The organism is Bradyrhizobium sp. (assembly GCF_049519115.1).
Taxonomy (GTDB): Bacteria; Pseudomonadota; Alphaproteobacteria; order Rhizobiales; family Xanthobacteraceae; genus Bradyrhizobium.
Window position 1 is genome coordinate 69,225 of sequence record NZ_JBEKRB010000003.1, and the last position, 12,882, is coordinate 82,106.

Sequence of the window (12,882 nt, forward strand, 5' to 3'; positions counted from 1 at the left end):
CTTGAACAGAGGACCTTGCCCATGACTGATCAACTCCGCCACGTTACCCGTGCCCTGTTGTCCGTTTCCGACAAAACAGGGTTGCTCGAATTTGCCCGTGCACTGGCCCTCCATGGCGTCGAGCTGGTTTCGACTGGCGGCACCGCGAAGGCGATCGCCGAAGCCGGGTTGCGGGTGAAGGACGTTTCAGAACTCACTGGCTTTCCTGAAATGATGGATGGAAGGGTCAAAACCCTGCATCCGAAGGTGCATGGCGGATTGCTCGCCATCCGTGACAAAGCCGATCACACCAGCGCGATGAAGACGCACGGCATCGCGCAAATCGATCTGTTGGTCGTCAATCTCTATCCTTTCGAGGCCACCGTCGACAAAGGCGCCGATTTCGAAACCTGTATCGAGAATATCGATATTGGCGGGCCGGCGATGATCCGCGCCGCCGCCAAGAACCATAACGACGTCGCCGTGGTCGTCGACGTCAGCGACTATCGGGCGGTTCTCGACGAACTCAAGGCCAATCAGGGCGCGACCACGCTGTGGCTGCGACGGCGTCTGGCCGCCACCGCCTATGCCCGCACCGCAGCCTATGATGCGGCGATCTCGAACTGGTTCGCGCGCGAGCTTGAGACCGAAGCGCCGGAATTCCGCGCCTTTGGCGGCCGCCTGATCCAGTCGCTGCGCTACGGCGAAAATCCACATCAGACGGCGGCGTTCTATCGCGCCCCCGACCGGAGGCCGGGCGTCGCCACCGCGCGGCAGATTCAAGGCAAGGAACTGTCCTACAACAATATCAACGATACCGACGCGGCGTATGAATGCATCGCCGAGTTCGATGCCGCGCGCACCGCGGCCTGCGTCATTGTCAAACACGCCAATCCCTGCGGCGTCGCTGAAGGAAGCGACCTCCTCGGCGCCTACCGCAAGGCTTTGGCCTGCGATTCGACGTCCGCCTTCGGCGGCATCGTCGCGCTCAATCGAACGCTGGATGCGGAAGCCGCGCGCGCAATCACCGACATTTTCACCGAAGTGATCATCGCGCCCGACGCCACCGACGAGGCGATGGCGATCGTCGCCGCCAAGAAGAACCTGCGGCTGCTATTGGCCGGAGGGTTGCCGGATCCGCGCGCGACCGGTCTAACCGCCAAGACGGTGGCCGGAGGGTTGCTCGTGCAAAGTCGAGACAATGCCGTGGTCGACGACATGACGCTGAAGGTCGCGACCAAGCGCGCGCCGACGGAAGCCGAGATGCGTGATCTGATGTTCGCCTTCCGCGTCGCCAAGCACGTGAAATCGAACACCATCGTCTACGCGAAGGACCTCGCCTCCGTCGGCATCGGGGCGGGCCAGATGAGCCGGGTGGATTCGGCGCGGATCGCTGCGCGCAAGGCGCTGGATGCGGCTACTGAACTGAAACTGCCGCAGCCGCTCACCAAGGGCTCCGTCGTCGCCTCCGACGCATTCTTCCCGTTCGCCGACGGCATGCTGGCCTGCATTGAGGCCGGCGCCACGGCGGTGATCCAGCCCGGCGGATCGGTGCGCGACAACGAAGTGATCGAGGCCGCCGACGCCCATGGCATCGCCATGGTGTTTACCGGCGTGCGTCATTTCCGGCATTAAATGCTCGCCCAAGGGCGCGCGTCTATCCCCTAACACGCGCGAGCAGTGCGAGCCCGGCCACGAAGAACAACACCAGCGTCGCCATGCCGGCCTTCTGGCTTTCGGTCACAGCCGTCACGATGCCGATCAGCAAGGGTCCGACAAACGAGGTCACCTTTCCGGTCAAGGCGAACATGCCGAAATATTGCCCGATGCGGTCTTTTGGCGCGAGCCGAACAAGAAGCGTTCGCGACGCCGCTTGCAGCGGGCCGCCGACGGCCCCGATCAGACATCCAAGCAGGAGATAAGCGCGCTCAGCAGGAGCGGCGAACAAACCGCCGCCCGGCACCGGCGGCGTGACCGCAATAAATAGAATCGAATTTTTGTCGACCAGCAGAATCGCCACGATGGCGAACAGCAAAATCATCATGGCGCCGGCGATCACGCGCTTTGGCCCCAACGCATCGTCGAGCTTGCCGCCGACCCAGGCGCCGAAAGTTCCGGCGACGGCGAGAATGATGCCGAAGGTGCCGATCTGGATGGTGCTCCAGCCAAAGGTGCCTGCCGCGTAGATCCCGCCGAACGCAAACAACGACACCAATCCGTCCGAATAGATCATGTTGGCGAGCAGGAAGGCGGCCATCGATTTCCGCTCCGGCAATTCGCGCAACGTCTGTTTCAGTTCGGTCAATCCCTCATGCAAGGCTTCGCCGAGCCGTCGCTTCGCCGGATAATCCGGCGTCAGGAGGAACATCGGCAACGCAAAGATCCCGAACCAAACAGCGGTCAACGGCCCCACGATGCGATCGCCCTGATGCGTCACAGGGTCGAGCCCGAACAGCGGCATGAAGCCGAGCAAGGTGCGGCCGGTCTCGGGGTTTGCGGCGAGAAAGCCAAGGACAAGGATCAGGCTGAGAATGCCGCCGACATAACCAGTGGCCCATCCGCTGCCGGACAGGCGACCGATCTTCTCGGGCGGCACCAGTGTCGGGATCATCGAATTGTTGAACACGATGGCAAATTCAGCACCGATGGTTGCTACCGCGTAGGCCAGAAGCAAGTCTGGGATCACGCCGACATTGCCGGGACTTCCAAACCACATCAGCGAGGCACCGACGACCAGAAGCGCTCCGAACGCCGCGATCCATGGCTTGCGGCGGCCACTGGCATCCGCAATGGCGCCGAGTACCGGCGAGAGCAAGGCGATGATCAATCCGGCCGCTGCGGTCGCAAAGCCCCACAACGACTGGCCGCTGGCCGGATCGGCCGCCACATGGGTCGCAAAGTAAGGCGAGAACACGAAGGTGGTAATCAATGTGAAAAACGGCTCGGTCGCCCAGGCAAACAACATCCAGCCTGTCACTGCCGAGGGTGGAGGATATTGATGCCCGCGATCGGTCGTGTCTGTGTCCAAAGCCATCGCCACCATGTCTTGAATATCCCGCTGACGCCGCGCTCTGCAAGTTCGCCAGACGAGCGGCCGTACCATGGTGCGAATATCGGAATTGGCACGCCGACGGACCTTCTGTCGCCATGGGCAAAGGCCATATAGCATGCGTGGCAAGGCGGGACCCTGGCGCCGACGGAGAAAGTTTCGATGAGACCGTTCAGAACGACGTGGCGGGAAATCGTTGCCGCGAGCCTGCTTGTTCTCTCGTTTGGGAGCTTCGCCGCCGCGCAGGAGCCGCGCCGCGGTTTCTATACGCCTCTCGCCGCCGATGCCGTCCATTCCATTCCGGCCGAACACGGCATGGTGGTGGCGCAGGAAAAGGTTGCCGCGCGGATCGGCACCGACATCCTGAAACGCGGCGGCAACGCGATCGATGCGGCGGTCGCCACCGGCTTTGCCATGGCGGTGACCTATCCGCGCGCCGGCAACGTCGGCGGCGGCGGTTTCATGGTCATCCATTCGGTGGACCGGCATGAGGATGTCGCGATCGATTATCGCGAGACGGCGCCAGCCGCGACCACGCCAACTATTTTTCTCGGGGCCGACGGCAAGCCCGACAACGCCAAGTCGCGGGATTCCGCACTCGGCATCGGCATTCCCGGCACGCCGGCGGGCCTTGCGCTGGCGCTTGAGAAATATGGCTCCGGAAAATTCACGCTTGCCGAGTTGATCCAACCGGCGATTGCGCTGGCGCGCAACGGCGTCGTGATTGCCGATGACAACGCCGACACACTGCCCGAATGGCATCGCCGGCCGGTGCGCTGGCCCTCAGCAGCGAAGATCTTTTCGCGGCCCGACGGCACATCGTTGCGCGAGGGCGACACGCTGGTCCAGACCGACTTGGCGAACACGTTATCGGCCATCGCCGCGCAGGGACCGCGCGGCTTCTACGAAGGACCCATCGCCGAGAAGCTCGCGAAAGCTATTCAAGATGCCGGCGGCATCATGACCGTGGATGATCTTAAAGACTATCAGCCGGTGATCCGCCCACCTGTGCGCGGCAGCTATCGCGGCTACGACATCGTTTCGATGCCACTGCCGTCTTCCGGCGGCGTCGGACTGGTGGAGACGCTCAATATCCTCGAAGGCTTTCCACTGGCCGACATGAAACACGGTTCGGCAACGTCGCTGCATGTTCTGATCGAGGCGATGAAGCGCGCTTACGCCGACCGCGCGCATTACCTCGGCGATCCGGCTTTCGTCAGCGCGCCGGTCGCGACCCTCATCACCAAGGACTACGCTACAAAGCAGCGCGCGAGCATCGATCTCGATCGCGCGACGCCATGGGTCGACGCTGTCACGGCCGCGCCGTTGCGCGAAGGCAGCAACACCACGCATTTTTCCGTCGTCGACAGTTTCGGCAATGCGGTCAGCAACACCTACACGCTGAATTTCAGCTACGGCGTCGGCCTGGTCGCCGAGGGCACCGGCGTCCTGCTCAACAACGAGCTGGACGATTTCACCGCGGCTCCGGGCGCCGCCAATGCCTATGGTCTCGTTGGCTTCGACGCCAATCTGCCCGGCCCCGGCAAACGGCCGCTGTCATCGATGTCGCCGACCATCGTGCTGAAGGACGGCAAGCCGGTGCTGGTGACGGGTTCGCCGGGCGGCAGCCGCATCATTTCCACCGTGCTGCAGGTAATCGTGAACGTGCTCGACTACCACATGGATATTGCTGCCGCGGTGGCCGCGCCGCGGCTGCACCATCAATGGCTTCCCGACGAGGTGCGGATCGAGCGTGGCTTCGCCGAGGAAACGCTTGCAGCTCTCAAGGCCAAAGGACACCGCATTGTCGAGCCGATGGGACAGACCTCGGCGAATTCGATCGCGGTGACGCCGAACGGACTACTCGGCGCGCCCGATCCACGCACCCGCGGCGCGGAAGCCGCTGGAGAATAGGATATCCGTGACGGTCAGCGTCCGACCGTGTAAGGCCCGCCTTTTTCCAGCGCGCGCTGATAGGCGGGCCGCACATGAATGCGATCCAGAAACGCCATCGCCTTGGGATGTCCCTGGTCGAGACCGCCGCGCGCCGCAGCCGCCTCGAGCGGGAAGCTCATCTGGATATCGGCGGCGGTAAAGGCATCGCCCGCGAGCCACTCGCTCTTGGACAGTTCGCTCTCCCAGAACGCCATGTGCAGCTTGAGTTGCGGATTGACGAATGCCGTCATCGCCTGATTGGAAACCTTGCGCACCAAGGGGCGCAGCAACGCCGGCGCGCGCTTTGGCATCAATGTAAATAGCAGTTTGAGCAAGAGCGGCGGCATCGCCGAGCCTTCGGCGTAGTGCAGCCAATAGGTGTAGCGCAGTCGTTCCGGTGTGTTGGGCGGCGGGATCAGGCGGCCGTTGCCATAGGTCTCGACAAGGTATTCAGCGATCGCGCCGGATTCCGCGATCGTCTTGCCGTTGTCGGTGATGACAGGCGATTTTCCGAGCGGGTGGATGGCCCGCAGCTCGGCTGGCGCGCGCATATCCGGCTGCCGCTGATAGCGCACGATCTCATAGGCGACGCCCAGCTCTTCCAAGAGCCACAACACACGCTGGGAACGGGAATTGTTGAGGTGATGGACTGTCAGCATCGCGCGTTTCCCCGGTTGGTGTGCTTGAGCTTTGTCATTCCGTAGCAGCGGAGGGCTGAATTGGCGATCGAGGTTTCATATTTTTACCCGGATGATATTGACTCTCTTATTTATCCGGGTATAAATGGTGCGATGAAATCCGGATTGCTCCGATGACCTCTGCAAAATGCTTCACTGCCTTCGTTGGCCACCGGCGATTGGCCTCCGGTCTGCTGGCCGAGGTCGCGATCGCGATCAAAAAAACAACGAAACCAGCCGGCACTGAACCGATCCTTATTTTCGACGACACCAGCGGCCGCTCGATCGACGTCGATCTGCGTGGAACAGACAAGGAGATCCTCGCGCGCCTTCCACCTTCGGCCCCCGATCCGGAAACGGTGACGGCTGAACCGCCGGCATCGGAGCCGCGCGGCCGGGGCCGGCCCCGGCTCGGTGTCGTTGCCCGCGAAGTGACGTTATTACCGCGGCACTGGGATTGGCTGGCCGGCCAATCCGGCGGGGCGTCCGTTGCCTTGCGAAAACTCGTCGATGAGGCGCGCCGCGCCAGTGGAGATCGCGACCGTCATCGCGCGGCGAGGGATGCGGCCTATCATTTCATGTCGGCGATGGCCGGCAATTTCAAAGGCTTCGAGGAAGCTTCCCGCGCTTTGTTCGCGGACGACCGGCGGCGGTTTGGCGAACTGATCGCCGCGTGGCCGGACGACGTCCGCGACCACATTATCGGGCTCGCTTTCCGGGATCGAGACGATCCGCCCGAGGTGTGACCCGCCGGTTTTCCCACCGATCGAAATATGACGATCATCATCAAACCCGGTGGACGCAACGCTGCCGTTGCGCCACAATGGCGGGATAAAGAAAACTGCCAAGGAGGCCGTCATGAGCGTTACTGCCCCGCAATTCATGTTCGATTTCGGCAGTCCCAACGCCTTCCTGAGCCATGAGGCCATCCCGGAGATCGAAAAGCGGATCGGGACTAAATTCGAATATGTGCCGGTGCTGCTTGGCGGCATCTTCAAGGCCACCAACAACAGGTCGCCCGCCGAGACGCTGGCCGGGATCAAGAACAAGCGCGAATTCCAGGCGATCGAAACCGATCGCTTCGTGAAGCGCTTCCAGGTCAAGCCCTACACCTGGAATCCGTTCTTTCCCGTCAATACCCTCAATCTGATGCGGGTCGCGGTCGCGGCCCAGATGGAGGGCGTGCTCGAAAGATATATCAATGCCGCCTTTCACCACATGTGGGTCGAGCCAAAGAAAATGGACGATCCGGAAATTGCGCTGACGGCGCTGACGGCGTCGGGACTCGACGCTAAACGGCTGTTCGCGCGCGCCGGCGAGGCCGACGTCAAGGCCAGACTGATCGAGAACACGCAAAACGCGGTCGAGCGCGGCGCCTTTGGTTCGCCGACATTCTTCGTCGGCAACGAAATCTTCTTCGGCAAAGAACAACTGCGCGACGTCGAGGAGATGGTGCTGGGGAAATAGTTTCCAACCGTCATTCGGGGGCGCGAATGAAATGAGCGAGCCCGGAATCTCGAGATTCCCCGATGCGCATCTGAGGTCTGGCGCTAGCGCACCATCCCGGAATGACTTAACGGAGAGCGGCGAATGCAAAAACGCAATGCGACAGCGGCGGTGATCGGTGCCGGCGATTATATCGGCGCCGAGATCGCCAAGAAATTTGCCGCCGAGGGTTTTACCGTCTTCGCCGGCCGGCGTGACGGCGCCAAGCTCGCGCCGCTGGTCAGCGATATCGAGGCCGGGGGCGGATCGATCGTGGCACGCGCACTCGACGCCCGGAAGGAAGGTGAGGTCGCGGCGTTCCTGGACGATGCCGACAGGCACGCCCCGCTTGAAGTCTGCATTTTCAACGTCGGCGCCAACGTCAACTTCCCGATTCTCGAGACCACCGATCGCGTGTTCCGCAAAGTGTGGGAAATGGCCTGCTGGGCCGGCTTCCTCGCCGGCCGCGAGTCGGCGCGGCTGATGCTGCCGCGCGGCCAGGGCAACATCTTCTTTACCGGCGCCACGGCATCGCTGCGCGGCGGCAGCGGCTTTGCGGCGTTTGCCAGTGCCAAGTTCGGACTTCGGGCCGTGGCGCAATCGATGGCGCGCGAACTCGGCCCCAAGAACATCCACGTGGCTCACCTGATCATCGACTCCGGCGTCGACACCGCCTGGGTGCGCGAGCGGCGCGAGCAACTCTGGGGCAAGGAAGCGCTCAACAATCCCGATTTGCTGATGCCGCCCGCGTCCGTCGCGGCTTCCTATTGGCAGCTTTACCAGCAGCCGCGCAGCGCCTGGACTTTCGAACTGGAAATACGCCCGTTCGGCGAAAAGTGGTAAGCAGATAAACGCATCAGGGGTCATCGCGCTCGCAATGGCTCCCAACAAAATAACTCGCAACAAAAAGAAGGAATAAGATCATGCGCATCCTGGTGGTCGGAGCCGGCGCGATCGGCGGATATTTCGGCGGCAGAATGCTGCAAGCCGGCCGCGACGTGACGTTCCTGGTGCGCCCCAAACGCGCGGCTGAACTTGCAACCGCCGGACTCGTCATCAAGAGTCCCAACGGCGACGTGACGCTGACGGCACCGCCGAACGTGCAGGCGCACAAACTCGACAAAACCTTCGACCTTGTGCTGCTGAGCTGCAAGGCATTCGACCTGGAAGACGCGATCAAGTCATTTGCGCCGGCGGTCGGGCCGAAGACGGCCATTCTTCCGCTGCTCAACGGCATGCATCACCTCGACGTGCTCGACCAGCGCTTCGGCGCGAATGCGGTGCTGGGCGGATTGTGCGCGATCGCCGTCACGCTCAACGAGCGCCGCGAGATCGTTCAGCTCGCACCGATGCAGTCGCTCGGCTTCGGCGAACGCGACGGCAAGCTCTCAGACCGCGTGCAGGCCATTGCAGACGTCATGGCGGGCAGCAAATTTGGCGCAGCCGCCAGCACGCAGGTGATCCAGGACATGTGGGAGAAGTGGGTTTTCCTCGCCTCCCTCGCGGCATCGACCTGCGCGATGCGTGCGCCGGTCGGCAACATTCTGGCGGCACCGGGCGGCAAGGATTTCATCCTCGGCATCCTCGATGAATGCAGCGCGGTCGCTTCTGCCGAAGGGCATACGCCGACCGGTCCATTCTTCGAGCGCGCGCGCGGCATGCTGACCGCGGAAGGCTCGCAACTCACCGCGTCGATGTTCCGCGACATCAAGGCAGGTGCTCAGGTCGAGGCCGATCACGTGATCGGTGACCTGATCGCGCGCGGCGACGCTGCGAAAGTGCCGGTGCCGAAGCTCAAGATCGCCTACACGCATCTGAAGGCCTATCAGGGCCAACGCGGGTAAAAGACTTAAAGTTGCGCGAGATAATGCGCGAGCGCCGTGATCTCTTCGTCGTTTAGCGGGTAAGCGACGTCGGCCATCGCCGCCATACCGCCGCCGGATCGCACGCCTGTCTTATAGTCGTGCAACGCTTTGAGAAGATAATCCTCGCGCTGTCCGGCGATGCGCGCCACCGCCTTGGTGCCCGCGAAGCTGTCGGTATGGCAGGAGGCGCAGCGTCGCCCCACAGCTGCCTGCGCGCCCTTCTGCGACAGATCGGGATTATCGTCGGGCTTCGTCGATTTCGGCGGCGTCAGCGACGCGAAATAAGCCCCGAGATTGCGGATATCGTCATTGTCGACCTGCTCGGCGATCGGCTGCATCTGCTCGTTCTTGCGCGCGCCGCTGCGGAAGAACACCAACTGCCATTGAATGAACTGGTCCGGCTGTCCCGCCAGCGAGGGAATATTTTCCATTTGCGAGATGCCGTTCTCGCCATGACAGCCGATGCAAAGCTCGGCTTTCTTCTTGCCGGCATCGGGATCGGCGGCAGGCGACGCTGCAATCATCGCCGCGGACATCGCTGTCGCGCAGAGAACATCGACCCAAAATCCGCGGCGCATCACCGTGCTCGCTCCGTAACTCAACGCGAAACTGCGGCCGCCCGTCGCCGGGCAGTCGCAGCTTCTGAATTTCTCGTCCTACTTCTTGTAGCTGATGCGATAGATCGCACCCGCCCAATCGTCGGCAACGAGGATCGATCCATCCTTGTCCAGGATGATGTCGTCAGGGCGGCCGAGATAGCCCTGGTCGCCTTCGATCCAGCCGGATGCAAACACGGTTTCCTTGGCGTTCTTGCCGTCCGGATCGGCGGTGACGCGGACGATACGCGCGCCCTGATATTTATGCCGATTCCAGGAGCCGTGTTCGGCAATCAGGATCGAGTTCTTGTACTCCGGCGGGAACTGGTCGCCGGTGTAGAACTTCATGCCAAGCGGAGCCACGTGGGCACCGAGGTTGAGCACCGGCGGCGTGAACTCCGAACACTTGTGGCCCATCGCGAACTTGTCATCGGGCGTGTCACCCTGATGACAATAGGGATAGCCGAAGTGCTCGCCGAGTTTGGAGACCATGTTCAGCTTGTCGCTCGGCATGTCATCGCTGATCCAGTCGCGCGCATTCTCGGTGAACCAGTATTTTCCGGTGCGCGGATCGACGTCGCCGCCGACGCTGTTGCGGACGCCGAGCGCGACGATTTCGGCATTGCCGGTCTTGGGATCGACGCGCCGGATCTGCGAGACGCTGGTCGGCGGAATGCCGATGTTGAAGGGAGGTCCGAACGGAATGTAGAACCAGCCGTCCTTGTCGGCGGCGAGATATTTCCAGCCGTGCGCCGCGTAGGAGGGCATGTCGTCGTAGACGACCTTGCCGTCGCCGAGCTTGTCGAGATTGTCTTCGGCGTTGTCGTACCGGATCAACTTGTTGACATTGATGACGTAGAGCGCGCCATCCTTGAAAGCGATGCCAGTAGGCATCGGCGGATTGAGCCCCTTGAGGATGGTCTTGACCTCTTTCTTGCCGCCATTGTCCTTGATCGCGTAGACGTTGCCGAGACCGAATGAGCCGACGAAGAGCGTGCCTTTGTCGCCCCAGGCCATTTGCCGCGCCGCCAGCACGCCGGAGGCGTAGACGTCGATCTTGAAGCCTTCCGGCAGCTTGATCTTCTTGATCAGCGCGGCGAGTTCGGCATCCGACGAACCGGTCGGCGGTCCCGATGGGGGCGCCAGGCCTTTTTGGGCCTCCGTCTCATCACCGAGGAACCAGTCATCCGGCGGATGGGTCCAGAACTCCTTGTTGCCGGACTCGTATTTCTTCAACCCCTTGTCTTGCGCGGCGACCGGCCCGGTCGCTGCCATGGCAAGGATGGTTGTGAGCGCAAGAATGGATCGATTGAAAGCCGATTTCATCGCGTCTCTCCCCTGATGCAGCCACTTCGGCTGCGACGTTGTTTTTTGATGTGCCTGTGCGGCGAATTGTTCGCGAGGCCCAAAAAGCCTACCACATCGCCCAGTAGAGAGAAGTGCGCGGCACGTTCGCTTCACGCGTGCAGATGAGATAAATTTTGGCTCGCTGCCTGAACGTGGCAGAAAGACGGAAGGTTCGTGTCGCGCCAGTGGCGTGCCAGGTGTGCCGCGTGCTGTAATCCCGCAGGGCGGAAAGCCGTAGTCGCCATGAGACGGTGGATGGAAGAAATCGCCCGGCATGCGCCGTGTGGACAGCGCTGCTGTGCGCTATGGCTTAAGGCAAGCGGCGGATACGCTATCGGGGAGTCGGCCCGAAAAGGCCACTCCCATCGCTCTCAGTTCTCGAAGAGAAACTGGAGCGGGCGAAGGGATTCGAACCCTCGACCCCGACCTTGGCAAGGTCGTGCTCTACCCCTGAGCTACACCCGCATCCTTTAGAGATTGTCGCTTGGTTGTCACCGGCGACGGCAGACCTATGCCAAATGCGGACAGCGAATGCAACAGCCAGCAACGGGCGATTGAAAGGAGCTCAAAGGCCCTGATATGGCAGCCAATTTGATAAAATCGGCTCGAAATGGCTCTTAAGCCGACGCCGGGCCGACCTCCGCAGGGAACCTGGTGGGGCGAGGCTTCATCGATTCACATAAAGATTGGAGCCTCTTTCCAAACCGGCTCGGCCTCGCCCGGCCGGCACTTTCGGCCAAAAACCGATTGAAATTTCGCATCCAGCCGCCATTTGGGGGGGAGAACAGCTGAACCGCGAAGCCGGGCCGTGCTAGACAGGCCCGGTATAAAATCAGGCAGACATCAGACGAGGAATCCCGTGACAATATTAGAGCAGGGCAATGGAGCCGCGCCGCAGGCAGCGCCCGATCTGATCAAAGAGACGACCACCCAGAGTTTCGTCAAGGACGTCATCGAGGAATCCAAGCGGCAGCCGGTGCTGATCGACTTCTGGGCGCCATGGTGCGGCCCGTGCCGTCAGCTCACGCCGATCCTCGAAAAGGTCGTCCGCGCCGCCAACGGCAAGGTCAAGCTCGTCAAGATGAACATCGACGAGCATCCGGCGATCCCGGGCCAGATGGGAATCCAGTCCATTCCGGCCGTGATCGCCTTCGTCAACGGCCAGCCGGCCGACGGCTTCATGGGCGCGGTACCCGAAAGTCAGGTCACCGCCTTCGTCAGCAAACTGACGGCCGGCATGCCCGGCGAGCCGAACATCGCAGATATCCTCAAAGAGGCCGAAACCTTGCTCGCAGAGGGCGACGCGGCCGCCGCAGCCTCGGTCTATGCCGAAGTGCTCTCGGTCGAGGCCACCAATATCGCGGCGCTGGCTGGACTTGCGAAATGCTACGTCACGACTGGCGCCATCGATCAGGCCAAGCAGACGCTGGCCTTGGTGCCCGAATCCAAGCGCGGCGACGCCGCGGTCAAGGCCGTGCAGGCCGCGATCGATCTGGCCGAACAGGCAAGTTCGCTTGGCCCGGTCACTGAGCTCGAACAGAAGGTCGCCGCAAACCCGCTCGATCATCAGGCAAGATTTGATCTGGCAACCGCGCTCAACGCCGCCGGCAAACGCGCCGAGGCGACCCAGCAGTTGCTCGAAATCGTCAAGCGTGACCGCAAGTGGAATGAAGACGGCGCCCGCAAGCAGCTGGTACAGTTCTTCGACGCCTGGGGCGTCACCGACGAAGCAACCGTCGAGGGAAGAAAACGGCTGTCGACGATCTTGTTTTCGTAATTCCGCTTCGAATGAAGGTCAAAGCAGGCTTTGAGCCTGCACGATCGGATTACGCGAACGGCGTAAGCTGACTAGTGAAGTGGATTTGACATTCGCTACCCCCGTAGCGGGAAATGCGAAAAGCGAATGTCAAATCCAAACCTCCACTAGAAATCTATATTTGCTAGTGGTC

Annotated in this window: 11 protein-coding genes and 1 tRNA gene; 7 read left to right on the forward strand and 5 right to left on the reverse strand. The window is 61.9% G+C overall.

What is annotated here, in order from left to right; genetic code table 11:
* Positions 1–21 precede the first annotated feature (21 nt).
* Positions 22–1,614, forward strand: a complete 1,593-nt coding sequence (gene purH, locus ABSE61_RS03715) for a bifunctional phosphoribosylaminoimidazolecarboxamide formyltransferase/IMP cyclohydrolase (protein WP_423869720.1) — start codon at positions 22–24, stop codon at positions 1,612–1,614.
* A gap of 22 nt (positions 1,615–1,636) precedes the next feature.
* Here purH and ABSE61_RS03720 read toward each other — a convergent pair whose 3' ends face one another.
* A complete protein-coding gene (locus tag ABSE61_RS03720) occupies positions 1,637–3,022 on the reverse strand; it encodes an MFS transporter (protein ID WP_423869721.1) in 1,386 nt (461 codons plus the stop codon).
* Between the two features lie 168 nt (positions 3,023–3,190).
* Here ABSE61_RS03720 and ggt point away from each other — a divergent pair, with 168 nt between their 5' ends.
* Complete coding sequence (gene ggt / locus ABSE61_RS03725) at positions 3,191–4,942, forward strand: gamma-glutamyltransferase (RefSeq protein ID WP_423869722.1); 1,752 nt, start codon at positions 3,191–3,193, stop codon at positions 4,940–4,942.
* 14 nt (positions 4,943–4,956) lie between these two features.
* Here the strand turns inward: ggt and ABSE61_RS03730 are convergent, their stop codons facing one another.
* Complete coding sequence (locus ABSE61_RS03730) at positions 4,957–5,622, reverse strand: glutathione S-transferase family protein (RefSeq protein WP_423869723.1); 666 nt, start codon at positions 5,620–5,622, stop codon at positions 4,957–4,959.
* Between the two features lie 152 nt (positions 5,623–5,774).
* Between ABSE61_RS03730 and ABSE61_RS03735 the strand changes: the two genes are divergently transcribed.
* From ABSE61_RS03735 to panE, 4 genes are all read left to right on the forward strand, one after another.
* On the forward strand, positions 5,775–6,386 hold the full coding sequence (locus ABSE61_RS03735) for a DUF2239 family protein (protein ID WP_423869724.1): 612 nt from the start codon (positions 5,775–5,777) through the stop codon (positions 6,384–6,386).
* Positions 6,387–6,498: 112 nt separating this feature from the next.
* Positions 6,499–7,107: a 2-hydroxychromene-2-carboxylate isomerase gene (locus tag ABSE61_RS03740; protein WP_423869725.1), complete on the forward strand. Its 609-nt coding sequence runs from the start codon at positions 6,499–6,501 to the stop codon at positions 7,105–7,107.
* A 123-nt stretch (positions 7,108–7,230) separates the two neighbouring features.
* A complete protein-coding gene (locus ABSE61_RS03745) occupies positions 7,231–7,968 on the forward strand; it encodes an SDR family oxidoreductase (protein WP_423869726.1) in 738 nt (245 codons plus the stop codon).
* Positions 7,969–8,048: 80 nt separating this feature from the next.
* A complete protein-coding gene (panE, locus tag ABSE61_RS03750; RefSeq protein ID WP_423869727.1) occupies positions 8,049–8,969 on the forward strand; it encodes a 2-dehydropantoate 2-reductase in 921 nt (306 codons plus the stop codon).
* 5 nt (positions 8,970–8,974) lie between these two features.
* Here the strand turns inward: panE and ABSE61_RS03755 are convergent, their stop codons facing one another.
* The 3 genes from ABSE61_RS03755 to ABSE61_RS03765 all read right to left on the reverse strand — a co-directional run bounded on the left by ABSE61_RS03755 (position 8,975) and on the right by ABSE61_RS03765 (position 11,398).
* On the reverse strand, positions 8,975–9,568 hold the full coding sequence (locus tag ABSE61_RS03755; RefSeq protein WP_423869728.1) for a c-type cytochrome: 594 nt from the start codon (positions 9,566–9,568) through the stop codon (positions 8,975–8,977).
* Positions 9,569–9,646: 78 nt separating this feature from the next.
* Positions 9,647–10,912, reverse strand: a complete 1,266-nt coding sequence (locus ABSE61_RS03760) for a PQQ-dependent sugar dehydrogenase (protein ID WP_423869729.1) — start codon at positions 10,910–10,912, stop codon at positions 9,647–9,649.
* Between the two features lie 411 nt (positions 10,913–11,323).
* Positions 11,324–11,398, reverse strand: a tRNA-Gly gene (locus ABSE61_RS03765).
* 394 nt (positions 11,399–11,792) lie between these two features.
* Here ABSE61_RS03765 and trxA point away from each other — a divergent pair.
* Positions 11,793–12,710, forward strand: coding sequence for a thioredoxin (gene trxA / locus ABSE61_RS03770; RefSeq protein WP_423869730.1), 918 nt, complete (start codon positions 11,793–11,795; stop codon positions 12,708–12,710).
* Positions 12,711–12,882: the final 172 nt, after the last annotated feature.

Bases quoted from the DNA above. Each gene is read 5' to 3' on its own strand.
- ABSE61_RS03755 (WP_423869728.1), bottom strand. From the start codon at position 9,568: ATGCGCCGCGGATTTTGGGTCGATGTTCTCTGCGCGACAGCGATGTCC.
- ABSE61_RS03730 (WP_423869723.1), bottom strand. From the start codon at position 5,622: ATGCTGACAGTCCATCACCTCAACAATTCCCGTTCCCAGCGTGTGTTG.
- panE (WP_423869727.1), top strand. From the start codon at position 8,049: ATGCGCATCCTGGTGGTCGGAGCCGGCGCGATCGGCGGATATTTCGGC.
- ABSE61_RS03735 (WP_423869724.1), top strand. From the start codon at position 5,775: ATGACCTCTGCAAAATGCTTCACTGCCTTCGTTGGCCACCGGCGATTG.
- ABSE61_RS03760 (WP_423869729.1), bottom strand. From the start codon at position 10,912: ATGAAATCGGCTTTCAATCGATCCATTCTTGCGCTCACAACCATCCTT.
- ABSE61_RS03720 (WP_423869721.1), bottom strand. From the start codon at position 3,022: ATGGTGGCGATGGCTTTGGACACAGACACGACCGATCGCGGGCATCAA.
- ABSE61_RS03740 (WP_423869725.1), top strand. From the start codon at position 6,499: ATGAGCGTTACTGCCCCGCAATTCATGTTCGATTTCGGCAGTCCCAAC.
- ggt (WP_423869722.1), top strand. From the start codon at position 3,191: ATGAGACCGTTCAGAACGACGTGGCGGGAAATCGTTGCCGCGAGCCTG.
- purH (WP_423869720.1), top strand. From the start codon at position 22: ATGACTGATCAACTCCGCCACGTTACCCGTGCCCTGTTGTCCGTTTCC.
- ABSE61_RS03745 (WP_423869726.1), top strand. From the start codon at position 7,231: ATGCAAAAACGCAATGCGACAGCGGCGGTGATCGGTGCCGGCGATTAT.